This window comes from Streptomyces sp. NPDC093221 (genome assembly GCF_044753885.1).
GTDB lineage: Bacteria > Actinomycetota > Actinomycetes > Streptomycetales > Streptomycetaceae > Actinacidiphila.
In genome coordinates this window covers 268,832-292,595 of the sequence record NZ_JBIVOA010000011.1, presented here as the reverse complement: position 1 = coordinate 292,595, position 23,764 = coordinate 268,832, and the positions used below count along the sequence as shown (strand labels likewise).

Genomic DNA, 23,764 nt, shown 5'->3' with positions numbered 1-23,764 from the left:
CAACCAATGACGAGCGATGTCTGGGTACAGCCAAAGGCACATCCTGGCCGGTGTCGACTCGGGCAGTGATCACCGCCCCCCGCCCCCGCCGGGTCCCGCCGCCTCGCTGGTAGGCTGGTGATCGGCCGCAGACCCCGTGCGGGAGAGCCTCCGAGACAGTGTCGGAGGCGCCGAAGGAGCAAATCCTCCCCGGAATCTCTCAGGCATCCGTACCGCATGGACGAGGTCACTCTGGAAAGCAGGGCACGCACCGGGAGCGGTTTTCCGGCACGGGCCCTCACCGACGGTGAAAGCCGCTCCCACGGGGGCGGTGAAGCTCTCAGGTTCTGATGACAGAGGGGGAGGCCGTACGGGTGTCCGCGCGTCGCGGCACCCCCCGAAGGTCGTCGCAGACCAGGAGGCCTCCGCAGATGACTTCCCGTCGCATTCCCCTCGCCGAGCTGGAAGCGGGCGTGCCGTTCGCCAGGCGCCACATCGGACCCGACGCAGCGGCGCAGGCGAAGATGCTCGCCCAGGTCGGCTACGGCTCCCTGGACGAACTCACCGAAGCGGCCGTGCCCGACACCATCAGGAGCGCGCAGGCCCTGGCGCTGCCCGAGGCGCGCACCGAGGCCGAGGCGCTGGCCGAGCTGCGGGCGCTGGCGGACCGCAATCAGGTGCTGGCTCCGATGATCGGCCTGGGCTACTACGGCACCTTCACCCCGCCCGTCATCCTGCGCAATGTGATGGAGAACCCGTCCTGGTACACGGCCTACACGCCGTACCAGCCGGAGATCTCGCAGGGCCGCTTGGAGGCGCTGCTCAACTTCCAGACCGTCGTCGCCGACCTCACCGGGCTGCCCACCTCCGGCGCCTCGCTGCTCGACGAGAGCACCGCGGCGGCCGAGGCGATGGCGCTGTCCCGCCGGGTCGGCAAGGTCAAGCAGGGCGTCTTCCTGGTCGACGCCGACACCTTCCCGCAGACCGTCGCGGTGATCCGGACCCGCGCGGAGCCGACCGGCGTCGAGGTCGTCGTCGCCGACCTGTCCGAGGGCATCCCGGCGGAGATCGTCGAGCGTGGCGTCTTCGGCGTCCTGCTCCAGTACCCGGGCGCCTCGGGCGCCGTACGGGACCCGCGCCCGGTCATCGAGCGCGCGCACGAGCTGGGCGCGGTCGTCACCGTCGCCGCCGACCTGCTGGCGCTGACGCTGCTCACCTCGCCGGGCGAGCTGGGCGCGGACATCGCGGTGGGCACCACCCAGCGCTTCGGCGTCCCCATGGGCTTCGGCGGACCGCACGCCGGATACATGGCCGTACGCGACTCCTACGCCCGCAACCTGCCCGGCCGCCTCGTCGGCGTCTCCGTGGACGCCGACGGCAACCGCGCCTACCGGCTGGCCCTCCAGACCCGCGAGCAGCACATCCGCCGCGAGAAGGCCACCAGCAACATCTGTACGGCGCAGGTCCTGCTCGCCGTGATGGCCGCGATGTACGCGGTCTACCACGGCCCCGACGGGCTCGCGCAGATCGCCGGCCGCACCCACCGCTACGCCGCGGTGCTCGCCGCGGGTCTGCGCGCGGGCGGCGTCGAGATCGTGCACGACGGCTACTTCGACACGCTCACCGCGCGGGTGCCGGGACGCGCGGCCGAGGTCGTGGCCGCCGCCCGTCAGGCCGGGGTCAATCTGCGGCTGACCGACGCCGACCTGGTCGGTATCGCCTGCGACGAGACCACCGACCGGGCCCGCCTCGCGGCCGTCCTCGACGCCTTCGGCGTCCAGGGGAGCGCCGCCGACCTCGACGCGCTGGACGCGGCCACCGAGGACGCGCTGCCCGCCGGACTGCTGCGCACCGACGCGTATCTGACCCACCCCGTCTTCCACCAGCACCGCAGCGAGACCGCGATGCTGCGCTACCTGCGGCGGCTGGCCGACCGCGACTACGCGCTGGACCGCGGGATGATCCCGCTGGGCTCCTGCACGATGAAGCTCAACGCGACCACCGAGATGGAGCCGGTCACCTGGCCCGAATTCGGCGCGCTGCACCCCTTCGCGCCGGTCGAGCAGGCCGAGGGTTACCTGGCGCTGATCCACGGCCTGGAGGACCAGCTCGCCGAGGTCACCGGCTACGACAAGGTCAGCCTCCAGCCCAACGCGGGCTCCCAGGGCGAACTGGCCGGGCTGCTCGCGGTCCGCGCCTACCACCGCGCCAACGGCGACACCGGCCGTACCGTCTGCCTGATCCCGTCCTCCGCGCACGGCACCAACGCCGCGAGCGCCGTGATGGCGGGCATGAAGGTCGTCGTGGTCAAGACCGGCGAGAACGGCGACGTGGACGTCACCGACCTGCACGCCAAGATCGAGCAGCACCGCGACCAGCTCGCCGTGCTGATGGTCACCTACCCGTCCACGCACGGCGTGTTCGAGGACAACATCACCGACGTCTGCGCGGCCGTGCACGACGCGGGCGGCCAGGTGTACGTGGACGGCGCGAATCTCAACGCGCTGGTCGGTCTGGCCAGGCCCGGCCGGTTCGGGGCGGACGTCTCGCACCTGAACCTGCACAAGACCTTCTGCATCCCGCACGGCGGCGGCGGCCCCGGCGTCGGCCCGGTCGCGGTCCGCGCGCACCTGGCGCCGTACCTGCCGAACCACCCGCTCCAGCCCACCGCGGGACCTGCCACCGGCGTCGGCCCCGTCTCGGGCGCGCCGTGGGGCTCGGCGGGCATCCTGCCGATCTCCTGGACGTATGTACGGCTGATGGGCGCGGAAGGGCTCAAGCAGGCCACCCAGATGGCGGTATTGGGCGCGAATTACGTCGCCAAGCGGCTGGAGCCGCACTTCCCCGTGCTCTACACCGGCCCCGGCGGGCTGGTCGCGCACGAGTGCATCATCGACCTGCGGCCGCTGGCCAAGGAGACCGGCGTCAGCGTCGACGACATCGCCAAGCGGCTGATCGACTACGGCTTCCACGCGCCGACGATGTCCTTCCCGGTGGCGGGCACGCTGATGATCGAGCCGACCGAGAGCGAGGACCTGGCGGAGCTGGACCGTTTCTGCGACGCCATGATCGCGATCCGCGGCGAGATCGACCGGGTCGGCGCGGGCGACTGGCCGGCCGACGACAACCCGCTGCGCAACGCCCCGCACACCGCGGCGGCGCTCGGCGGCGACTGGGCGCACCCGTACAGCCGCGAGGAGGCGGTCTTCCCCGCCGGGGTCGTCGCGGCCGACAAGTACTGGCCGCCGGTACGGCGGATCGACGGCGCTTTCGGCGACCGCAATCTGGTCTGCTCCTGCCCGCCGCTGGACGCGTACGAGAGCTGAGCGCGTACGAGAGCTGAGCGCGTTGGGCCGACCGGGTCCGGTGGTACGGGCCCGGCGGTCTCGCGCGAGGCTGCCCGCACATGACGAAGCCGGTTCCGCTGTCAGCAGTGGAACCGGCTCTGTGTGTGGGGCGGTGCGCGGTGCGGCGCGGTCTCGTGTGCGGGCGGCCCCGTACCGGTCAGGCCGCGGCGGTGATCTGCTCGGTGCCCAGGGGGCGGTGCGGCGCGATGATCTGCCCGTCGGGCAGCAGTTCGCCGGTGTCCTCGAAGAGGAGCACGCCGTTGCACAGCAGGCTCCAGCCCTGCTCCGGGTGGTGGGCCAGGGTGTGCGCGGCCTCACGGTCGGGGCACTCTGCGGTGGGGCACTGGGGCTTGTGCTGGCACATGGATGGTGTCTTTCGCTGCGAGAGGTGGCTGGTGCGGATGATTGCGCTGCCTGACTGGTTCATATCCGTTCCCCCGTTGGTACGGCCGTTCCCAGTGTTGCTCTACTGACGTCGATCCGCAGGGATTTCACGCAGGCAATCCCTTGGAGGACAGGACGCGTCACTCCGCCGGACGGTTGCGAGGGCGGGACGCGACGGTGCCCCCGCGGCCCAGTGGCTCGCGGGGGCACCGTGGAGAGGCGGCGACAGGCCGTCAGGCGGGCGACCCCAGCAGCGGCGGCGGCGCCATCCGTACCGAGAGCAGCGGCATCAGCTCCGCCAGCCGGTGCAGGCGGTGCGGGGCGATGCCGGGCGGCGCGGGGGCCAGCGGCACCAGCACGTCCGCCGGGGTGGGCTGGGCCGTCGAGGCGTCGGCACGCGGGTCGCAGTGCAGCCACAGCGCCAGCATGTACAGGCTGGGCACGGAGAGCAGATGCGGTTGGTAAGTGGCGGGCAGCGTGTCCCCCTGGCGCAGCGCCCGCTCGGTGGAGGCCAGGAACGGCCCCTCGGAGAAGCGCGAGAAGACCCAGCCGTCAGCCGTCGCCACGGTCTCGCCCGCGGCGACGGTGCCTTGCGGCCAGCCCCCGGCGAGGATGTGGAACCGCCAGCCGGTCAATCGTGCGCGAGGCAGGCCGCCGGGGACGTCCGCCGGTTCGAACACATGGACAGGGAGCGGGTGTTCGGCGGTGAGGGGCCCTTGGGCGTTCCGCAGCGCGGGCGTCCGGGCCTCCTGGACCGCGGTGGGAGAGCTGAGCGCGGCCAGGATGCTCCGCAGAGCGGGAGCAGGTGCTGGGGGGACAAGCAGCGGCATGGTGTCGCCTCTCACTGGGAGACAAACAGTGGTGCGGGGGCAGGGGTGCGGACGGCGCATGAGGGCGGAAAGGGGATCGGCTCAGGCGCGTCCGGCGAGGGCGGATGCTTTGCCTTGTTCACGGAGTTTATACGACGTGTGTTCGCTCCGTGTTTCGTCTAGTCGCAGCCAGTATTACGCGCAAGGCGAGAAATCGCCTTCTTCTGCGATGGCCCACGAACCATTCGTGCAGGGTGCGCGGTGTGCGCCGCATATTTCTGCCCGCTGCGGACGGCTGGATCCCGCCGGTCGTATTCACGAAGTTTTTACGCCGCGCCGTGACCGTGGTATGTGCCACAGGAACCCACTGTGTTGCCGTTGTGCACAGCCTAGTGGCAGACGCGGGGCCGCCGTGGCGTTATCGATCATTTGGGTGGGCATCCTCCCGTGAGTATCCGTACGAGGAAGGACGCGTCGATGGGCGAGAAGGTCGTTGCCAACGGGTTCGACCTGGCCGACCGGAGGCTGTACCGGCGCAAGCTGCGGCAGTGTCTCGTGGGGCTGGAGCGGCTGTTGGACGAGAAGCGATTCGACCGGCCGCGCAATCTGATGGGTCTGGAGATCGAATTGAATCTCGCGGATTCCGACGGGCTGCCGCGCATGATGAACGAAGAGGTGCTCGAGCGCATCGCGAGCCGGGATTTCCAGACCGAGCTCGCGCAGTTCAATATTGAAGTAAACATCGCGCCGCACCGGCTTTCCGGCCGGGTCATGGACCGCCTCGCCGAGGAACTGCGGATCGGTCTCGGGTATGCCGACCGGATGGCCCGCGAGGTGGGCGCGCACATCGTGATGGTGGGAATTCTGCCCACCCTGGAGGCCCAGGACCTGGTCTCCGCCAACCTCTCCCGCGCCGACCGGTACACGCTGCTCAACGAGCGGATACTGGCGATGCGCGGTGAGGACATCACCCTCGACATCGAGGGCGCCGAACGCTTGCTCTACACCTCCGCGTCCATCGCGCCCGAGGCCGCCTGCACCTCCACGCAGATGCACCTCCAGGTCACCCCCGGCCGCTTCGCCGACGTGTGGAACGCGGCGCAGGTCGTGTCGGGACCGCAGGTGGCCGTCGGCGCCAACTCGCCGTTCCTCTTCGGCCGTGAGCTGTGGCGCGAGACCCGCGCGCCGCTGTTCCTCCAGGCCACCGACGTCCGCCCGGAGGAGCTGGTGGCCCAAGGGGTGCGGCCCATCACGTGGTTCGGCGAGCGCTGGATCGACTCCGCCGCCGACCTCTTCGCGGAGAACGTACGGTACTTCCCCTCGCTGCTGCCGATCTGCGACGAGGAGGACCCGCTGCGGGTGCTGGACGACGGGGGAGTGCCGCAGTTGCGCGAACTCACCCTGCACAACGGCACGATCTACCGCTGGAACCGTCCCGTCTACCAGGTGGTCGACGGCGTCCCGCACCTGCGCGTGGAGAACCGGGTGATGCCCGCCGGTCCCACGGTGGCCGACGTCGTCGCCAACACCGCCTTCTACTACGGTCTGGTCCGCGCCCTGGCCGAGGCGTCACGCCCGGTCTGGCACAAGCTGCCCTTCGCCGCCGCCGCGGCCAACTTCGAGGCGTCCTGCCGCGACGGCATCGGCGCGGTCCTCCAGTGGCCGCGCGGCCGCAACGGCGGCCTCGCGGAGATCCCCGCCACCGACCTGATCCTCGACGAACTGCTGCCGCTGGCCGCGGCGGGGCTCGACGCGTGGGGCATCGAGGCCGTCGACCGCGACCACTACCTCGGCATCATCGAACAGCGCTGCCGTCGCCGTACCAACGGCGCCGAATGGCAGTCGGCAGTCTTCCACCGGATGCTGGAACGCGGCCTCGACCGGCGGCCCGCGCTCGCCGCGATGACCCAGCGGTACCGAGAACTCATGCTGGACGGCGAGCCGGTGCACTCCTGGCCGGTGGCGTGAGCCGTGGCGCACGGGGGCCTCATGCGGCGCGGGCCCGTACAGCGGCCTCAGGGCGCCTTCGCGGCGGCGCTGGTGGCCGCCGCCACGACGGCCTTCAGCAGGACCGCCTGGATCTCCGAGGGGTCGTTGACCTGATACGCGGCCCCGCCGGTGGCCTTCGCGATGCGGTCGCAGGCCGCCTTGTCGGCGTTCGCGCCGACCGCGATGGCGATCAGCGGCACCGGCCGCGCCGGGTCGTCGAGCGTCTTCAGCCTGGACGTCAGGGCGTTGAGCGAGATGCTGCCCGGGTCCTCGTTGGCGCCGTCGGTCAGGATCACCACCGCGTTGAACTTGCCGGTCCCGTACGAGGAGACGGCGCTTCGGTAGACCGCGAGCGCCGTGTCGTACAGGCCGGTCGAGCCGCCCGGCACCGGCTGGAGGTCATGGAACGCGCTGTCGAGCTGCTGGCGGCGCGTGACGCCCTTGGCGACGGTGCCGCCGAGCGGGCCGGTGCGGACGATCTCCTGGTAGTCGCGCGAGCCGCTGAGCCGGGTGGAGAAGCGCCACAGCCCGATCTCGTCCTTCGGGGTGAACTGCGACAGCGCCTGCCGCAGCGACTCCTTGGTGATGTCGAGCCGCGACCTGCCGCCCGAACCGGGGACGACGTCGGCCATCGACCCGGACACGTCCACGACCGTGGTGATCCGCGCGCTCTGCACGGTGATCTGCCACATCAGCCGGAGCTTTTGGAGCTCGGGCGCGGAGGGTGAGGGCGCGGGCGTGGCCGACAGGGGCTGCGGCGACTGGCCGCCCGCGCGCCGCACGGTCTCCGTGTCCGGATCGCCGCCGGGCGTACGGAAACCCGCGTCCGCGATCGTCCGCACGCCCTCGTCGTTGCCCAGCAGGGTCAGGAAGCGGTTGGCGGCCCGGCCCTGATCGGTGCTCAGATGCAGGTCGTCGACCATCGTGTACGGGTAGTCCAGGGTCGCCGCGCCGTCCGAGGGGTAGAACAGCCGCAGCGGCGGCGCGGAACCGCCGTTGTGCGCGAACGCGGCCTGTTCGGACAGGATCAGCGCCTGGCTCCGCTCGGGGTCGGCCAGCTCCGCAGGCGTCGTGTCGCGCGGCAGCGTCGCGACCGCCTGCTCGTCGCTGGGCTCGGTGCGCTGCGCGAGGGCCTTCGCGGCAGCCGCCGACTCCGTGTCGGAGTCGGTGCCCTCGCTCCCGCCGGCCCGCGCGATCGACGCGTTGATCATCGCCAGCGCCAGCATGCCGGTGGAGTTGAGCGCCGGATCGGCCGTACCGAACCGCAGGTCCGGTCTGCTGCCCGCCACCCCGGCCAACTCCGCCCAGGTGTACGTCTTGGACGGCCAGCCCAGCGTCTTGGCCTGCGACTGGAGCGCGCCGACCACCACGGGGGACTCGGCGACCGACCGCAGCTTGGTCAGCGCCCTGGCGCTGCCGGTGGCGGACGTCTGGGCCACCCACAGACTGTCGTCCGGCACCCACACCGCGAAATCCGGCTTCTTGGTGTTGTCGACCAGTTCCGCGGCGACGTCGGCGGAGTTCCGCGCGGTCACCCGGACGTCCAGACAGCGGCCGTCGGTCGTGTCGTGCTCGCGGCGCGCCCGGTCGGCGACGGCGGTCAGCGCGGGCGCGATGTCGGGCGAGGCGACCGCGCCGATCCGTACCGTGCCGCCGCGGCACGCGCCGCTCAGCGGCAGCAGTCCGCCGCGCAGCACCGCGAAGGTGCCCGCGCCCGCCGTGATCACCAGCGCGGTGGCCGCCGCGGTGGCACGGCGCCGGGTCCTGGCGGGCGGCGCTCCACCCGTCGATTCCCGGCCATCGGATATGCGGTGACGACCCATCGCTCCGTGCCTCTCCTGGGGTGGCTACGAACAGTAGACCCCGGCCTTCGTATCTTTGCCGGAGACCATAGCCATGCGCGGACGGCGCTGAAGCGGGATGACGTAAATGGAGGTCCGCGTGCACGCAGAGTCATACGAGGTGGAGGCAGGGTTGCAGCGGCGGACGCTGCGCAGCGAGACCCTGATCGTCTTGGCGCTGTCGCTGGGAGCGAGCGGCGTTGCCGCGCTGATCGACTTCATCGGTTCCGTGACGAGGCCGGGCGCGCTCAAGGACCAGGCGGCCACCCTCGTCGGCTCCCAGGCGCCGGGCCGGCCGTGGCTGGATCTGGCCTGGCAGGTCTTCTCCATCGCCACCGCGCTCGCCCCGGTGGCGCTGGTCGCCCACCTGCTGGCCAGGGAGCGGGTCGGCATGCCCGTGATCGGCTTCGACCGCACCCGGCCGCGGCTCGACCTGGCCCGGGGCGCGGCCGTCGCGGCCGTCATCGGCGGCACCGGGCTCGCCTTCTACCTCGGGGTCAGGGCGGCCGGCTTCAACCTCACCGTCGTGCCCGAGTCGCTGCCCGACGTGTGGTGGAAGATCCCGGTCCTGATCGCCTCCGCCGTGCAGAACGCGGTGCTCGAAGAGGTGATCGTGGTCGGCTATCTGCTGCGCAGGCTCGGCCAGTTGGGCTGGAGCCCGGCCGCCGCGCTGGCCGCGAGCGCGCTGCTGCGCGGCTCGTACCACCTCTACCAGGGCGTCGGCGGCTTCGTCGGCAACATGGTGATGGGCGTCGTCTTCGTGCTGCTGTACCGGCGGTGGGGCCGGGTGGGGCCGCTGGTGGCGGCCCACTCCCTCATCGACACGGTGGCCTTCGTCGGCTACGCGCTGCTGGCCGGGAAGGTGGGGTGGCTGCCCACGGGGTGACGCGCGAGCGGAGCCCTTGCGACAGCGTTTACGGCGTTACGGCGCTTACGGCCTTACGGCCTTACGGCGCTTACGGCACCGCGCCGTGACGCACCGCGGCCTTACGGCACCGCGTGCAGCTCGCCGTCCACCACGGTGACCGCGGCGCCGGTCAGCAGCACCCGCTCGCCGCGCACCCGGGTACGGACCAGCCCGCCGCGCGGGGACGCCTGGAAGCCGGTGAGGGTCGTGCGGCCGAGCCGCTGCGACCAGAACGGCGCCAGCGCGGTGTGCGCGCTACCGGTCACCGGGTCCTCGTCGATGCCGACGGCGGGGAAGAAGCCGCGCGAGACGAAGTCGTATCCGCGCGAGTCGTCCTCGGCCGCCGCGGTGGCGATCACCCCGCGCCGCGAGTGCCGGGCGAGCGCCGCGAAGTCGGGCGCCAGTGCCCGTACGGTCTTCTCGTCGGTGACCTCGATCAGCAGGTCACCGCAGTCGGGGCCGGTGTCCAGCACGGTCAGCGGCTTGGCGCCGAGCGCCGCCGCTACACCCGTCGGCGCGGCCACCGGCGTGAGCGGGGCCGCCGGGAAGTCCAAGGTGATCGAGCCGTCCCCGGCCGCCTCCGCCGACAGCACACCCGCGCTGGTACGGAACCAGACCGTGCCCTTGTGCGCGCCGCTGGTGCGCAGCACATGGGCGGTGGCCAGCGTGGCGTGCCCGCACAGCCCCACCTCCGTGACCGGGGTGAACCAGCGCAGCGCCCAGTCCGCTTCCGGCGCGTCGGCCAGCCGGTGCGCGAACGCGGTCTCTGACAGATTCAGCTCCGCCGCGACCTGCTGAAGCCACCGGTCCGGCGGAAACTCCTCCGAGTCGAGCAGCAGCACCCCCGCCGGATTGCCGGTGAACGGGCGGTCGGTGAAGGCGTCGACTATTCGGATGCGCATGGCGAGAGCGTAGCGGCGCGCCCCACGCCCGGCGGGCGGTGTTCGGCGGATTCCGCTTCCGGTGACCGCGCCCGCTCGTGACCCGTGCCGCGCCCGCCCCGCGGCCCCCCTGTCGCCCTCCCGTCGCCGCCGTCGACCTGGGGCCTTGCCATCCGAACAGTTCCGATATATCGTTGAGCCATCGCGAACGATCAACGATGAAAGGAGCGTCATCATGCGTTCCCAAGGACACGAACATGGACACCGCGGCCCCGGACATCACGGTTGGGGCGAGCGGGACGAGCGACGGTCGGCCTTCGGGCCGTTCGGACCGCCCTTCGGCGGAGGCCCCTTCGGGCCCGGCGGCCGGGGGCGCGGCGGACCGCGCGGCAGGGCACGGCGGGGCGATGTACGCGCCTCGATCCTGGCGCTGCTGAAGGACCGCCCGATGCACGGCTACGAGATGATCCAGGAGATCGCCGAACGCAGTGGCGGCGCGTGGAAGCCGAGCCCCGGCTCGGTCTACCCGACGCTGCAACTGCTGGAGGACGAGGGCCTGATCAGCAGCGCGAGCGAGGGCGGCAAGAAGCTCTTCACGCTCACCGACAACGGCAGGACAGAAGCCGACGCGGGCCCCGAGGCCCCGTGGGAGGACGCCGGCCGCGGCGTCGACTGGGATGCCATGAACGAGATAAGGAAGGCGGGCGGCGGTCTCATCGAGGCCTTCCGCCAGGTGTGGGCCACCGGCACCCCTGAGCAGCGCGCGAAGGCGCTGACCGTGGTGAACGACGCCCGCAAGAAGCTCTACCTGATCCTGGCCGACGAGGACGTCACCGACCTCACCAAGGAGTGACGTCGGCGGTCACCGGGCGCCCGGTCCCGTACCGGCGCCGCCCGCGAATCATCGAGTCGGCCCGGGGCGTCACGCTCCGGGCCGACTCGATCCGCGTATCAGCAGGCGGGTCGGGATGATCCGCGGCTCCGCCGTGTCGACCGGCGCCGCGTCGATCAGCTCGCGCAGCGCCTCCACGGCCGCCTCACCGAGCCCGCGCTGGTCCTGCGCCACTGTGGACAGCGCCGGGCGCACCAGCGCGGCGGCGTCGATGTCGTCGAAGCCGACCACCGCCAGATCGCGGGGCACCGAGAGGCCGGCGTCGGCCGCCGCGTGCATCGCGCCGACCGCCATCTGGTCGCCCGCCGCGAAGATCGCCGTCGGCGGCTCGGCCACCGCGAGCAGCCTGCGGGCCGCCTCCTCGCCGCTGTCGAGGAAGAAGTCGCCCTCGGTCACGTACTGCGGCGGCACCGGGAGCCCCAGCCGGGCGCAGGCCCGCTCGTAGCCCGCCAGCCGCTCGGCGGCCGGGGGAAGGTGCAGCGGACCGGTGATGGTGGCGATCCTGCGGTGCCCCAGCGCGTACAGATGCTCCACCGCCGCTTCCGCGCCCGCCGCGTTGTCGGAGCTGACCCGTACCGTACGCGGCCCGGTGAACGCGGTGTCGATGCCCGCGCAGGGCACGGCGGACGCGGCCAGGACGCGCAGGCAGCGGTCGTCGGCGGGGGTGGTCAGCACGATGACGCCTTCGAGATTGTGCCGACGCACCGCTTGCAGATGCGCGGCGTCCGGGTCCTCGGGGCCCGGCGTCGTCAGCAGCATCAGGTGGTAGTCCGCCTCGGACAGCGCGGTGCGCACCGCGCTCAACAGGCCGAGCAGAAAAGGGTTGTGGAGTCCCTGTGCCTCCTGTCCGCTGTCCCAGATCAGACCGATGGTGTCCGAGCGGCGCCTGACCAGGGTGCGGGCCGGTTCATTGGGCGCGTAGCCCAACTCGATCGCCAGTTGCCGGATTCGCGCGCGGGTGGCCTCGCTCACCTCGGCGCGGTCGTTGAGAGCCCGGGACACGGTGGCGGTCGACACACCACTGCGGCGGGCGAGTTCACGAATGTTCACGGCGTACCTGATTCTGCGCGAGGGGAACAACGTGGAAACTTGGGACAGGTGAAAGGTGACTCCTGCGTACAGTCTTGACGATCAGTCAAGGCGAGGACAGACTTCCGGCCGATCGGAAACGTTTACGGCACTAGGTCCCGACAACCGGCCGGGACCCCGACAGGAACGGGACGCCTGCGATGCCTACGAACGCACGACGACGACCACGCCTCAGAGTCATTCTGACACTCGCCACCGCCGCGGCGTGTGTGGCCGCGGTCGCTTCCGTACCGGCGGAGGCCGGGGACAATCCGACGTACACCAACGCGAAAGCACCGGTCGACGTCCGGGTGAAGGATCTGCTGAAGCGGATGACACTGGCCGAGAAGATCGGTCAGATGGACCAGATCTCCGTGGTCAGAATGCAAGGCGACTGCGAGTGGAGCGGTGGCGAATTCACCGAATCCTGCATGAAGAGCGTGCTTCTCGACAACGCGGCCGGATCCGTACTGTCCGGCGGCGGCGCGGGACCTGCGGTCAACACGCCCGAGAACTGGGCGAAGATGGTCAACACGGTGCAGAAATACGCCGTCGAGAAATCCCGGCTGCACATCCCGATCATCTACGGCGTCGACGCCGTGCACGGCCACAACAACGTGCTGGGCGCCACGATCTTCCCGCAGGAGATCGGCCTCGGTTCCGCCTGGGACCCGACGCTGGCCAAGAACTCCGCCGCCTCCACCGCCAAGGCGGTCGCGGCCACCGGCATCGACTGGAACTTCGCGCCGGTCACCGACATCGCGCGCGACCAGCGCTGGGGCCGCTACTACGAGACGTTCGGCGAGGACCCGCTGCTCGCGGGCACACTCGCCGCCGCGGCGGTCGACGGCATCGAGGGCGCCAACGGCGCCAAGAACGTGGCCGCCACCGTCAAACACTTCCCCGGCTACGGCGAGCCCGGCAACGGCCACGACCGCGTGCCCGGCGACGTCTCGATGCGCTACCTCCAGGACACGCTGCTGCCGTCGTACAAGCAGGCCATCGACGCGGGCGCGCAGTCGGTGATGATCAACTCCGGTGCCGTCAACGGCATTCCGGCGACCGCCTCGCACTACCTGCTCACCGATGTGCTGCGCAAGCAGTGGGGCTTCGACGGCGTCGAGGTCAGCGACTGGGCGGACGTCGCCGCGTTGCAGACCGCGTACCACGTCGCCGCCGACTACCCCGAGGCCATCGCCAAGGCCGTCAACGCGGGCCTGGACATGGCGATGGAGCCGTACGACGCGCAGGGCTGGAGCACTGGCCTGAAGACCGCCGTGCAGCGCGGCCTGGTCACCGAGAAGCGCATCGACCAGTCCGTGTCCCGCATCCTGAAGATGAAGTTCGAACTCGGCCTGTTCGAACGCCCCTACGTGGACGCCTCGAAGGCCAACGGCCGGGTGCTCGGCGCCGACACCGCGCTGGCGCGGCAGGCGGCCGACGCGTCGCAGGTGCTGCTGCGCAACGACGGCAATGTGCTGCCGATCTCGTCCTCCGCCAAGAAGATCGTGGTCGCCGGTTCCTACGCCGACGACATCAACGACCAGGTCGGCGGCTGGACGGTGGGCTGGCAGGGCGTGCCCGACGGGGTGACGCTGCCCGGCACCACCGTGCTCCAGGGCATCAAGAAGGCGGCGCCCTCCGGTACGGAGGTCGTCCAGGCCAAGACCGCGGACGACGCGGTGGCGCAGGCCAAGAACGCCGATCTGACCGTGGTGGTCGTCGGCGAGAAGGCGGCGGCCGAGGGCGCGGCGGACAGCCCGCGGCCCGCACTGACCGCCGACCAGGTGGCGTTGGTGAAGTCCCTCAAGGCGACCGGCAAGCCGGTGGTCACCGTGGTCCTCGCCGGACGCCCGCTGGTGCTCGGCGAGGCGGACGGCACCCAGGGCCTGCTGATGTCCTGGCTGCCCGGCAGCGAGGGCGGCAACGCCGTCGCCGACGTGCTGTTCGGCAAGGTCAACCCGAGCGGCCGGCTCAACGCGACCTGGCCCAAGGACATCGGCAACGAGCCGATGTACTACCAGCAGTTGCCCGGCACCAACGGCGGCCCCGAGTCCTTCGTCGACGCCGCCTACCCCTTCGGGGCGGGCCTGTCGTACACCACCTACGGCTTCGACTCGGTCAAGGCCGACTCGTCCACCGTGCGGGCCCGGGACACCGTCCACCTGAAGGTGAAGGTCTCCAACTCCGGTGGCCGTGACGGCGATCTGGTGGTGCCGGTGTTCGTGTCGCAGCCGTCGAGCGACGTGCTCGCCCCGTCCCGGAAGCTGGTCGCCTTCACCAAGGTGCACCTGAAGGCCGGGCAGTCCCGTACCGTCGCGCTCGACGTGCCGCCGAGCCGTCTCGCCGTCACCCCCGGTGACGTCAACGGCGCGGGCAAGCAGGAAGTGGCACGCGGCGCCTACGTCTTCACGGCGGGGACGCAGACCGCCACGGTGACGGTCCGCTGATCCACGCACACCGCCGGGCCGCGTGAGGGACGACCCCCTCGCGCGGCCCGGCGCTTCGCGTACGGGCGGACCGTCACGCGCCCGGCGCGGGGGGCTCGGCCGGTTCGACGAGCCCGGCGATGGCGCGCAGCGAGTCGTTGAGCGCGGTCGTCGCCGAGTCCTTCAGCTTGCCCGCCATGAGGGAGACGGCGGCCCCGGTGAAGGTGCCGTCGATCCGTACCTCGGTGGCGTCGCCGTCGGGCGTGAGCGCGTACCGCATCCCGAGGCTCACCCCCATCGGCCCCTTGCCGCTGCTGCCCAGCACCCGCTCGGGCTCGAACTCGTCGACCGTCCAGGTCACGTCCGCGGGGAAGCCCATCATCCGCAGGCTCTCCTGGTACGTGGCCCCGGCCGTCAGCGGCCGCGGGCCGCCGTCGGGGAAGGCGGTGTGGGTGGCGTTCCACTCGCCGTAGGAGGAGAAGTCGGTCAGCAGGTCCCAGATCTTGCCTGCGGGGGCCGCGATACGCGCCTGTGCGGAGACTTCGGCCATGCGATCACTCCCTGAGTACCGGTCCACTCCCTGAGTACCGGTCGTGCCGCGCACCGTAACCGCGGGCGCCGCAACACTCAATACTGATGGACCGTCAGATACGGGGAGTGCGGCCTGCCGACACTGCGCGACAGCGTCGGGGGAGCGGCCAGCAGCCGGTTCACGTGCGCCCGCGGCAGACCGTGCGCCGGATTGACCGGCAGCAGCAGCCGGTCAGGACGGAACCTGGCCCTGCGGACCAGGCGGCGCGGGATCACGTCGTCGGTCCAGGCGAAGGGCCGCCCCGCCGCGTACCGCAGGATCGGCGCCCACTTGCGCGCCGAGTACCGCTCCGCCTCGCGCAGCGGCGGATCGCCGGGCCGCGGCCGGTAGCCGCTGAATTCCACCACCGGCAGCGGCGGCAGACCCAGGCGCGGGGCGATGTGCGTGTTCGCCTCGTGCTCCCAGGTGGTCGCCCAGACGAGGTCGTACATATCCGCCAGTTCGCGCAACCACACGCCGTGCCGGGCGGACAGCAGCACGGTGTGGGTCAGGATGTCGTGCACGGTGAAGTCCGGCGAGGGCAGCACCGGATTGAGCACACCGTCGACATCCAGGAAGAGCAGCGGTCGGACCATGGAACTCCTTCCCCGGTGGCGGGGCAGGTCGGTGTGTGTCGCCAGAGAGGGACGAGGCGACGGCCGGTACGGTTGCGGGTCGGACGGGAGGACATATGCGCGAAGACGACGGTCCGGCTACCCCCGACGGCGGAAGCGACGCGTCACCCGGGGGCGCGTCACCCGATGATGCGGCACCCGCCGGGGCGGCAGTCGGTAACGCGCCGCCGGACGAGGCGGCACCCGGCGGACCGGGACGCGGGCGAACGTCGCCCGGCGACCCCACGCCGGGCGACGCGGCACTGCTCGCCAGGCTGCGGGCCGCCCCCGTACTGGCCGGGCCGCTGCCGGAATTCGACCCGTCCGACGCACCCGACACCCCCGGCCCGCTCTTCGCGACCTGGCTGGAACTGGCGCTTTCCGACGCACTGCCGGAACCGCACGTCATGACGCTCGCCACGGTCGGCGCCGACGGCACGCCCAGCGCCCGCGTCCTGATGCTGCGCGGAGTCGACACCGCCGACTGCGCCGTCGACTTCGCGTCCGACGCGGTCAGCCGCAAGGGCCGCGACCTGGCCGCGCACCCCGTCGCCGCGCTGACCTGGTACTGGCCCGCGCACGGACGGCAGATCCGGATGACGGGACCGGTCGACGTACTGGACGAGGAGACCGCCCGGCGGGACTTCCTCGGCCGCTCCCCGGCCTCCCGCGCCGCCGGCTTCACCGGGCGGATGAGCGGCCCGCTGACCGGAGCGATGGAGTACGAGCGGGCGCGCGCCGCGGCGGACGCCCTGGTGGCCGCGGAACCGGAACGGATTCCCGAGGGCCACACCGTGTACCGGCTGCGTGCCCAGGAGGCGGAGTTCTTCCAGGCGGACCCCGGCCGCTTCCACGTACGGCTGCGCTACACCCGCTCCGGCCAGGCGGGGGAGGGCCGGGACGGGCGCGGCGACGGGGACACGGACGGCGGTTGGACCCGGACCCTGCTGTGGCCATGACTCATCCCTGGGGATGACGCGGGAACCGGCCAACCCCCTCCATGGGCGGAGGCACGGATGGCCCCCGGTGCGGATGCGCCACACCGGGGCCGCCTGATGAAGTGGATGGCGTGTACAGCAACCACGGGCCGCCGCTCGACCTGAGCCACCTGGCGGACGACCTCCGCCTCACGGTCGAACTGCGTTCCGTGGCGGCCAGCGCGCGCCGCCGGGCCACGCGCGACGGCGACCAGCAGATCGACACCGCCCACCTGCTGCACTCCCTATTGGAGATCGACCCCCTGGCGCGGGCCGCCTGCGACGCCGGGACCGGCCAGGTCGTCCGCGTGCTCGGCTACCTGGTGCAGCGCAGCATCGGCTACGGACTGCGCTGGCGCGGCACCGTCGAGGACTCCGGCGCGCTGCCCACCGTCCAGGCCGTCGCCGGCACCGGCTGGAGCCCTTCCGCCGCCGCCGCGATCCGCAACGCCGTCGCCCTCGCCCGCCGCCGTGGCCGCACCCAGGCCGACGGCATCGACCTGCTCGACGCGCTCGCCTCCGACCCCGAATGCCGCGCCGTGGACGTGCTGCGCGCCGCCGGACTCGACGTCAGCGGCTACCGGGATGACGGTCCTGTCGCGAGCTGACATCATGACCCGATGCACGTAACTCAGCGGCGAAACGGGGGCCTCGGGCTCGCTCTGGTGTCCGCCTTCGCCTTCGGCGGCTCGGGCGTGGCCGCCAAACCGCTGATCGAATCAGGGCTCGACCCGCTGCACGTGGTCTGGATGCGCGTCGCGGGCGCCGCGCTCATCCTGCTCCCCATCGCCCTGCGCCACCGCGAACTGCCCCGCCGCAGGCCGGGACTGATCCTCGGGTTCGGCCTCCTCGGCATCACCGGCTGCCAGGCCCTGTACTTCGTGGCCATCTCCCGCATCCCGGTCGGCGTCGCCATCCTCGTCGAATTCCTCGGCCCCGCCCTGCTGTTGGGCTGGGTCCGCTTCGTCCAGCGCCGCCCCGTCAGCCGGTCTGCGGCCCTGGGCGTCGTCCTCGCCATCGCCGGCATGGCCGCCGTCGTCGAGATCTGGTCCGGCCTGGCCTTCGACCCGCTCGGCCTGCTCCTCGCCTTCGGCGCCGCCTGCTGCCAGGTCGCCTACTTCGTCCTCGCCGACGACGGCGCGGAGAGCGCGGACGCGCCGGAACCCATCGCCGTCATCGCCTACGGCCTCCTCGTCGGCACCGCCGTCCTCTCGGTCGTCGCCCGCCCCTGGAACATCGACTGGGCGATCGTCTGGCAGCAGTCCGCGCTCGGTGAGCGCGAGGTCCCGGCCGTTCTCCTCGTCGCCTGGATCGTCCTCGTCTCCACCGTCGTCGCCTACCTCGCAGGCGTCCTCGCCGTCCGCCGCCTCACCCCTCAGATCGCCGGGGTCGTCGCCACCCTCGAAGCCATCGTCGGCACCGTCCTCGCCTGGGTCCTCCTCGACGAGCACCTGGGCGCCGCCCAGGTCGTCGGCGGCGCCCTCGTCCTGGCGGGCGCCTTCACGGCCCAAACGGCCAGCCGCGCCAAGCCGGCGGCGACGCCGGACCCCCTCCCAGAACCCGACTTGGCCGACGCCTAGCGCCAAACGCCTCCCCGCCGCGGTTCGCCGCACGGGTGCCCCTGCACAAGGGGCTGCGCCCTTGCGGCACCGCTGCGCGGTGGGGTTCGCCGGTAGCCAGCGAGCCGAAGGCGGCGCCGGTGTCGAAAGCGACGATGAGCAGGGAGCGAGGAACGAGCGACCGTCGAAGAGGAGCGTCGACACCGGATCTAAGCCGCCGGAGGCGAGAGGGCGGCAAAAAAAGGGAAGGACGGTGCGCCTGCGCAAGAGGGCTCCCACGCACGGTTCGCCGTACCGGTGACCTGACGCGAGCGGGCGACCCGCACCCCTGCCCCCCCGCAAGAGAGCCACCCGCACCCCCGCCCCCCCCCGCAAGAGCCCCCGCCCCCAACCCGCCTCTCTCCACCGCCCTGCCCTCACCCTCCCCCCCGAGCCCACCCCCCCGACCCCACCCCCCTCACGTAAGCTTCCCCCATGCATCTCACCGTTCTCCCGCCTCCTGCCGTCTGACGCGGGCGGCGACATTTCGGAAGACCTGGGGCCGGACCCGGCGCGGTGACTCGCGTTCGAGGTGAACGGCCGGGTCGCCGCTGTCCGCATATGGCGACCGGCGACCTCACCCCACCTCTTCCGCGGGAGAATTCTCGTGTCACTCACGCATGTCCACACCCCGGTCGACGCTGCCCTGTCGACGAACCGGGGCCTGATCTATGTCGTTTTCGCGGCCACCGCCTGGGGCACGGCGGGCGCCGCGGCGGCGCTGTTGTACGACGGGAGCGGGCTCGGCCCGCTGTCGCTGACCTTCTGGCGGGCGGCCGGCGGCTTTCTGCTGCTGTCGGCGGTGCGCGCGGTGCGTCCGGCCGCCGCGGTGCGGGTGGTGCGGGCGGAGCCGCGGCGGGGCAAGGCGGTGCGGATCCTGGTCACCGGCGCGGGCCTGACGCTCTTTCAGACCGCGTACTTCTGCGCGGTCAAGTCCACCGGGCTTGCGGTGGCCACGGTGGTGACGCTCGGGTCGGGCCCGGTGCTGATCGCGGTCGTGGCGCGGCTGGCGATGGGGGAGCGGCTCGGGCGCGGCGGTACGGCGGCCGTGGCGGGCGCGCTCGGCGGCCTCGCGGTGCTGGTGCTGGGCGACGGCGGTACGGGCGTACGGCCGCTCGGTGTGCTGCTCGCGGTGCTGTCCGCCACGGGGTACGCGGCGATCACGCTGCTCACCCGGTGGCTGGGGCGCACGGGCTCGGCGGGCGACCCGCTGGACACCTCGCTGTGGTCGTTCGGCATCTGCGCGGTGGCGCTGCTGCCCGCGGCCTGGGCCGAGGGGCTGTTGCCGCAGGCGGCGGGGCTCGGCCGTACGGTGCTGCTGCTCTGCTACCTGGCGTCGGTGCCGACGGCCGCCGCGTACGGGCTGTACTTCGCGGGCGCCGCGGTCCTGCGGGCCGCGACCGTCTCGGTGATCGCCCTGATCGAGCCGGTCTCGGCGGCCGTCATCGCCGTGGCACTGCTCGGTGAACATCTCACGGCCGCGACGGTGACGGGCACCGTGATCCTGCTGGCGGCCGTGACCGGTCTCGGTCTCGAGGAGGCCAGGTCCGCGTCGGCGCAGCGGAGGGCGGCGCCCGTGGGGTGAGCCCTCAGGCGCCGGTCCCGGCGTCGGCCGCCGCGGACAGGCGGCGGATCTGATGGGTACGGGCCGCCGCGTCGTGCGGCCCGTCCCGGTCCGCGAGCAGGTCCATGACGCGCCGCCGCATCTGCTCCGGCTTGTTGCCGCCGTACTTGAACTTCGCCCGTACGTCGGTGACGTCGAGGCGGACACCGCGGATGCCGGGCAGCATGCGGCCGAACGGCTCCTGGCCCGGTTCCACGGGCGCGGTGCCGCCTCCGGGCTGGAAGTGGCCGACCTGGCGCCGCAGGAGGTCGGCCTTGAGCTGCGGGTCGTCCACGATGTGGGCGGTGCAGTACAGCAGGACGGCGGCGTAGAAGCTGGTCGGTGTGCCGTGTTCCGTGGGGGCGCCCTCGGGCGTGTGCCAGGGGCCGGGGATGAACGTGTAGTCGTCCACGACGCTGAGCGTGACCCGCGGGCTCGCCTCCAGGGCTCGCCAGATCGGGTTCGGGCGGGCGAGGTGCGTGATGGCCTCGCCCAGCCCGGCCGGTCCGGGGCTGTCGGCGCCGGCCCGCGGGTCGTAGGCGAAGTGCAGCGGCTGGACGAACGGCGGCTCTCCGTCGAGGCCGTTGACGGTGAGCTGGCCGAAGTCGTGGAGGGCCAGCCACTCCTGCCACTCGCTGTCGGAGGTGGGCGCGTCCCAGGGGTGGATCAGCATGCCGCGGCCCTCACTTTCCCGGTCGGCCGGGCAGGTAGCCGGGCAGCGGTATCGACGGGTCGAGGTCGTCCGCCGGGATCGGGGCGCCGTAGGTCCTGGCGACCGGGACCACGCCGGTCCAGTAGGGGAGCGAGATGTCCTCCGGCTCGTCGTTGGGGCCGCCGGTGCGGAGCTTCGCCGAGACCTCCAGCAGGTCGAGCCGGATGACGGCGGTGGCGGCAAGCTCCTTCGCGTCCGCCCGGCGGGAGTCGGCGGCGCGTCCGGGCACGGCCTGCTCGACGATCGCGTCCAGCGCGAGCGACCGCTCGGCCGGGTCGGTCACCTGGTGGGCGATGCCGTGCACCACCACCGAGCGGTAGTTGATCGAGTGGTGGAAGGCGGAGCGGGCCAGCACCAGGCCGTCGACGTGGGTGACGGTGAGGCAGACCGCGAGCCCGTCGTCGGCCCGCGCCCCGCGCAGCGGCCGGGACCCGGTCGAACCGTGCACGTACAGCCGCTCGCCCGACCTGGCGTAGAGCGTCGGCAGCACGACCGGCGCGCCGTCGCGGATGAAGCCGAGGTGGCACACATAGCCCTCGTCCAGGATGCCGTGCACCACCTCCCGGTCGTACGCGGCGCGTTCGCGGCTGCGGGTCGGGACGGTGCGGTCGGTGGGCGGATATCCGACGGGAGGTGCGGAGGCCATGGCGAGATCCTTTGCACTAGTGCATAATAAGGTTTGTGCTAGGAGATTACCGGATCACAGGTCGGGGCGCATCGGATATCGCCGCCAGCGTCGAGAGCGCGGTCGGCACGGGCGCGCTGCGTCCCGGTGAGGCGCTGCCGCCGCTGCGGGAACTGGCCCAGGAGCTGGACGTCAACCCGAACACCGTGGCCGCCGCCTACCGGCTGCTGCGCGACCGCGGGGTGATCGAGACGGCGGGGCGGCGCGGCAGCCGGGTACGGTCACGGCCCGCCACCGCGCCCCGCGACGAGATCCGGATCGACGTCCCGGCGGGCGTCCGCGACATCGCCTCGGGCAACCCCGACCTCGCGCTGCTGCCGCCGCTCGACCGGGCGCTCGCCGCCGCCGCAGCCCGCCACGCGGAGGCACCCGCGCTCTACGGCGCCGTCCCGGTCGATCCCGAACTGGCGGCGGCGGCCCGCGCCGCGTTCGACGCCGACGGCGTTCCCGGCGGCCCGATCGGCATCACCTCCGGCTCGCTGGACGCCATCGAGCGCGTCCTGGCCGCCCATCTGCGGCCCGGCGACGCCGTGGCCGTCGAGGACCCCGGCTGGGGCAGCACCCTCGACCTCGTACCGGCGATGGGGCTGCGCGCCGTCCCCGTCGGCGTGGACGACGAGGGACCGCTCACCGAGGACGTGGCGCGGGCCGTCCGGGCGGGCGCCCGGGCGCTCGTCGTCACCGACCGGGGACAGAATCCGACCGGCGCGGCCGTCTCGGCCGCCCGCGCCCGCGAGTTGCGCGCCCTGCTCGCCGACCACCGGCAGGTGCTGGTCATCGACGACGACCACGTACACGGACTGGTCGACCTGCCGCTGCACTGCCTGTCCGGGGTCACCGACCACTGGGCGCTGGTCCGCTCCACCGCCAAGGCGTACGGCCCCGACCTGCGGCTCGCGCTCTACACCGGCGACGCCGTGACCGTCGACCGCGTGCGCGGGCGGCACCGCCTCGGCGCCGGATGGGTCAGCCACCTGCTGCAACGGGCCGTCGTCCACCTCTGGGAGTCCGGCGCCGTCGATCCGGTCCGCACCGCGCGGTCCTACGGGGAGCGGCGCGACGGTCTGGTGCGGGCGCTGGCCGAGCGCGGGATCACGGCGCACGGCCGCAGCGGCATGAACGTATGGGTGCCGGTCAGTGACGAGACCGGCGCGGTGGCCGGGCTGCTCCAGCGCGGCTGGGCGGTGGCGCCGGGCGCCCGCTTCCGGCTGGCCTCACCGCCGGGCATCCGGCTGACCGTCTCCGCGCTCGCCCCCGCCGACGTCGTCCCGCTGGCCGACGCCGTCGCCGCCGTACTGCGCCCCGCGGGGCCGGGCGCGGCGTCAGGCGCGGGCCGCTACGGCTGAGCCCTGACGGCCGAAGCGGTCGCGTTCGCCTCGGGCTCGGCCGCGGACCGGGGCTCCGCGGCGGGCAGCGCGTCCTCCGTCCGTATCAGCGTCTGGAGCCGGACGTCGGCCTCCACGGGCACGGCGGCCGGGTCCGGTTCCGGTGCGGGCGCGGCCTTGGGGCGGCGCTGGGTGAGGGCCGCGCCGATCAGGATGACGGCGGCGCCGACCGGCTCGTTCCAGCTCAGCGCCTCGCCGAGCAGCAGGACGCCGGCGGCGGTGGCCACGATCGGGATGAGGTAGGTGACCATCGAGCCGATCGTCGGCCCCTTCTCCGCGACCAGGCCGTACTGGATGAGGAAGGCGACCCCGGTGCCGAGCGCGCCCAGCGCCAGCACCGACAGCACCGACTTGAGCGGGTACGAGTCGGGCATCGAGGTGAAGAACGGCGTGACCAGCAGCAGTTGCGCGGTGCCGAGGCTCAACTGGCTCGCGGACATGGCCAGGTGGGAGCTGTCCGTGCCGGACAGGGTGCGGCGCACGTACGCCCAGCCGACCGCGTAGCTGAAGGCCGCGGTGAGCGCCATGATCGTGCCCTTGGGGTCCTGTCCCGAGAAGCCCTGCCAGGCGCCGAGCACGGTCAGCACGCCGATGAAGCCGAGGCCGACTCCCGCGAAGCGCTGCCGCGAGGGCCGGTCCTCCGACAGCGCGACCACGGACACCAGCATCGAGAACAGCGGTGTCGCCGCGTTGCATATCCCTGCCAGCATCGACGGGATGGTCTGCTCGGAGTAGGCGAAGAGCGAGAACGGCAGCGCGTTGAGCAGTACCGCGGCGACCGCCAGGTGCAGCCAGACGCGCGGTCCGCGCGGCAGCCGCTCCCGCTTGACCGCGACGGCCACGGCCAGCACCGCCGTGCCGAAGACCATCCGGCCGAGCGTGACCTGGAGGGGCGCGAACGCCTCGTTGCCCACCTTCATGAACAGGAAGCTGAAGCCCCAGACCAGGCCGAGCGCGGCGAAGCGGATCCGCCAGTCGACGGTCCTGCGCGGTATGCGGCGCGAGGTCCGGCCGGAGCGGGGCGAAGAGGAGGCGGGTGTCGGGGAGACGGGAGCGGAAGCGGCTGTCCTGGGCTCGGCGGGTGCGGTCATGC

Annotated in this window: 20 protein-coding genes and 1 riboswitch; of the genes, 10 read left to right on the top strand and 10 right to left on the bottom strand. The window is 72.4% G+C overall.

What is annotated here, in order from left to right; all coding sequences use genetic code 11:
• Window positions 1-129: 129 nt before the first annotated feature.
• A riboswitch (glycine riboswitch) is annotated at window positions 130-225 on the top strand.
• 185 nt (window positions 226-410) lie between these two features.
• Window positions 411-3,305 (top strand): aminomethyl-transferring glycine dehydrogenase, encoded by a 2,895-nt coding sequence (gene gcvP / locus ACIQCJ_RS32525; protein WP_402713403.1) that lies wholly within the window; start codon window positions 411-413, stop codon window positions 3,303-3,305.
• 178 nt (window positions 3,306-3,483) lie between these two features.
• Here gcvP and ACIQCJ_RS32520 read toward each other — a convergent pair whose 3' ends face one another.
• Complete coding sequence (locus ACIQCJ_RS32520) at window positions 3,484-3,690, bottom strand: DUF5999 family protein (protein ID WP_355335718.1); 207 nt, start codon at window positions 3,688-3,690, stop codon at window positions 3,484-3,486.
• 253 nt (window positions 3,691-3,943) lie between these two features.
• Complete coding sequence (locus ACIQCJ_RS32515) at window positions 3,944-4,540, bottom strand: hypothetical protein (RefSeq protein ID WP_355335715.1); 597 nt, start codon at window positions 4,538-4,540, stop codon at window positions 3,944-3,946.
• 456 nt (window positions 4,541-4,996) lie between these two features.
• On the opposite strand from ACIQCJ_RS32515, the gene ACIQCJ_RS32510 reads away from it, so the two are divergent.
• Window positions 4,997-6,487, top strand: a complete 1,491-nt coding sequence (locus tag ACIQCJ_RS32510; protein ID WP_355335712.1) for a glutamate--cysteine ligase — start codon at window positions 4,997-4,999, stop codon at window positions 6,485-6,487.
• A 47-nt stretch (window positions 6,488-6,534) separates the two neighbouring features.
• Here the strand turns inward: ACIQCJ_RS32510 and ACIQCJ_RS32505 are convergent, their stop codons facing one another.
• Complete coding sequence (locus ACIQCJ_RS32505) at window positions 6,535-8,331, bottom strand: substrate-binding and VWA domain-containing protein (RefSeq protein WP_402713400.1); 1,797 nt, start codon at window positions 8,329-8,331, stop codon at window positions 6,535-6,537.
• A gap of 106 nt (window positions 8,332-8,437) precedes the next feature.
• On the opposite strand from ACIQCJ_RS32505, the gene ACIQCJ_RS32500 reads away from it, so the two are divergent.
• Window positions 8,438-9,235, top strand: a complete 798-nt coding sequence (locus ACIQCJ_RS32500; RefSeq protein ID WP_391051129.1) for a type II CAAX prenyl endopeptidase Rce1 family protein — start codon at window positions 8,438-8,440, stop codon at window positions 9,233-9,235.
• 101 nt (window positions 9,236-9,336) lie between these two features.
• Here the strand turns inward: ACIQCJ_RS32500 and ACIQCJ_RS32495 are convergent, their stop codons facing one another.
• Window positions 9,337-10,158: a PhzF family phenazine biosynthesis protein gene (locus ACIQCJ_RS32495; protein WP_355335705.1), complete on the bottom strand. Its 822-nt coding sequence runs from the start codon at window positions 10,156-10,158 to the stop codon at window positions 9,337-9,339.
• 214 nt (window positions 10,159-10,372) lie between these two features.
• Between ACIQCJ_RS32495 and ACIQCJ_RS32490 the strand changes: the two genes are divergently transcribed.
• Window positions 10,373-10,990 carry a PadR family transcriptional regulator gene (locus ACIQCJ_RS32490; protein ID WP_188283150.1) on the top strand — a complete coding sequence of 206 codons (618 nt, stop codon included), beginning with the start codon at window positions 10,373-10,375 and terminating at the stop codon, window positions 10,988-10,990.
• A 69-nt stretch (window positions 10,991-11,059) separates the two neighbouring features.
• Here the strand turns inward: ACIQCJ_RS32490 and ACIQCJ_RS32485 are convergent, their stop codons facing one another.
• The gene (locus ACIQCJ_RS32485) at window positions 11,060-12,079 is read right to left on the bottom strand and encodes a substrate-binding domain-containing protein (protein WP_391051132.1); all 1,020 of its coding nucleotides are present in this window, start codon (window positions 12,077-12,079) and stop codon (window positions 11,060-11,062) included.
• 248 nt (window positions 12,080-12,327) lie between these two features.
• Between ACIQCJ_RS32485 and ACIQCJ_RS32480 the strand changes: the two genes are divergently transcribed.
• Window positions 12,328-14,547, top strand: a complete 2,220-nt coding sequence (locus ACIQCJ_RS32480) for a glycoside hydrolase family 3 N-terminal domain-containing protein (protein ID WP_402713397.1) — start codon at window positions 12,328-12,330, stop codon at window positions 14,545-14,547.
• Window positions 14,548-14,620: 73 nt separating this feature from the next.
• Here ACIQCJ_RS32480 and ACIQCJ_RS32475 read toward each other — a convergent pair whose 3' ends face one another.
• Entirely contained in the window at window positions 14,621-15,076 is a 456-nt protein-coding gene (locus ACIQCJ_RS32475) for an SRPBCC family protein (RefSeq protein WP_355335695.1), read from the bottom strand.
• Between the two features lie 77 nt (window positions 15,077-15,153).
• On the bottom strand, window positions 15,154-15,693 hold the full coding sequence (locus ACIQCJ_RS32470) for an HAD domain-containing protein (protein ID WP_355335693.1): 540 nt from the start codon (window positions 15,691-15,693) through the stop codon (window positions 15,154-15,156).
• A gap of 95 nt (window positions 15,694-15,788) precedes the next feature.
• Between ACIQCJ_RS32470 and ACIQCJ_RS32465 the strand changes: the two genes are divergently transcribed.
• The 4 genes from ACIQCJ_RS32465 (at window position 15,789) to ACIQCJ_RS32450 (ending at window position 19,871) form a co-directional block, all read left to right on the top strand.
• Window positions 15,789-16,670 carry a pyridoxal 5'-phosphate synthase gene (locus ACIQCJ_RS32465; RefSeq protein ID WP_402713394.1) on the top strand — a complete coding sequence of 294 codons (882 nt, stop codon included), beginning with the start codon at window positions 15,789-15,791 and terminating at the stop codon, window positions 16,668-16,670.
• Window positions 16,671-16,780: 110 nt separating this feature from the next.
• Window positions 16,781-17,296, top strand: coding sequence for a Clp protease N-terminal domain-containing protein (locus ACIQCJ_RS32460; protein ID WP_355335688.1), 516 nt, complete (start codon window positions 16,781-16,783; stop codon window positions 17,294-17,296).
• 12 nt (window positions 17,297-17,308) lie between these two features.
• Entirely contained in the window at window positions 17,309-18,268 is a 960-nt protein-coding gene (locus ACIQCJ_RS32455) for an EamA family transporter (protein ID WP_355335685.1), read from the top strand.
• Window positions 18,269-18,893: 625 nt separating this feature from the next.
• Window positions 18,894-19,871: a DMT family transporter gene (locus ACIQCJ_RS32450; RefSeq protein ID WP_402713391.1), complete on the top strand. Its 978-nt coding sequence runs from the start codon at window positions 18,894-18,896 to the stop codon at window positions 19,869-19,871.
• A 4-nt stretch (window positions 19,872-19,875) separates the two neighbouring features.
• Here ACIQCJ_RS32450 and ACIQCJ_RS32445 read toward each other — a convergent pair whose 3' ends face one another.
• On the bottom strand, window positions 19,876-20,562 hold the full coding sequence (locus ACIQCJ_RS32445; protein ID WP_402713389.1) for an FMN-binding negative transcriptional regulator: 687 nt from the start codon (window positions 20,560-20,562) through the stop codon (window positions 19,876-19,878).
• Window positions 20,563-20,572: 10 nt separating this feature from the next.
• Window positions 20,573-21,247, bottom strand: coding sequence for a pyridoxamine 5'-phosphate oxidase family protein (locus tag ACIQCJ_RS32440; protein ID WP_402713387.1), 675 nt, complete (start codon window positions 21,245-21,247; stop codon window positions 20,573-20,575).
• A gap of 35 nt (window positions 21,248-21,282) precedes the next feature.
• Between ACIQCJ_RS32440 and ACIQCJ_RS32435 the strand changes: the two genes are divergently transcribed.
• A complete protein-coding gene (locus ACIQCJ_RS32435; RefSeq protein ID WP_402713385.1) occupies window positions 21,283-22,632 on the top strand; it encodes an aminotransferase class I/II-fold pyridoxal phosphate-dependent enzyme in 1,350 nt (449 codons plus the stop codon).
• Here ACIQCJ_RS32435 and ACIQCJ_RS32430 read toward each other — a convergent pair.
• Entirely contained in the window at window positions 22,623-23,762 is a 1,140-nt protein-coding gene (locus tag ACIQCJ_RS32430) for a DMT family transporter (RefSeq protein ID WP_402713383.1), read from the bottom strand. The genes ACIQCJ_RS32435 and ACIQCJ_RS32430 overlap by 10 nt on opposite strands.
• Between the last annotated feature and the right edge of the window lie 2 nt (window positions 23,763-23,764).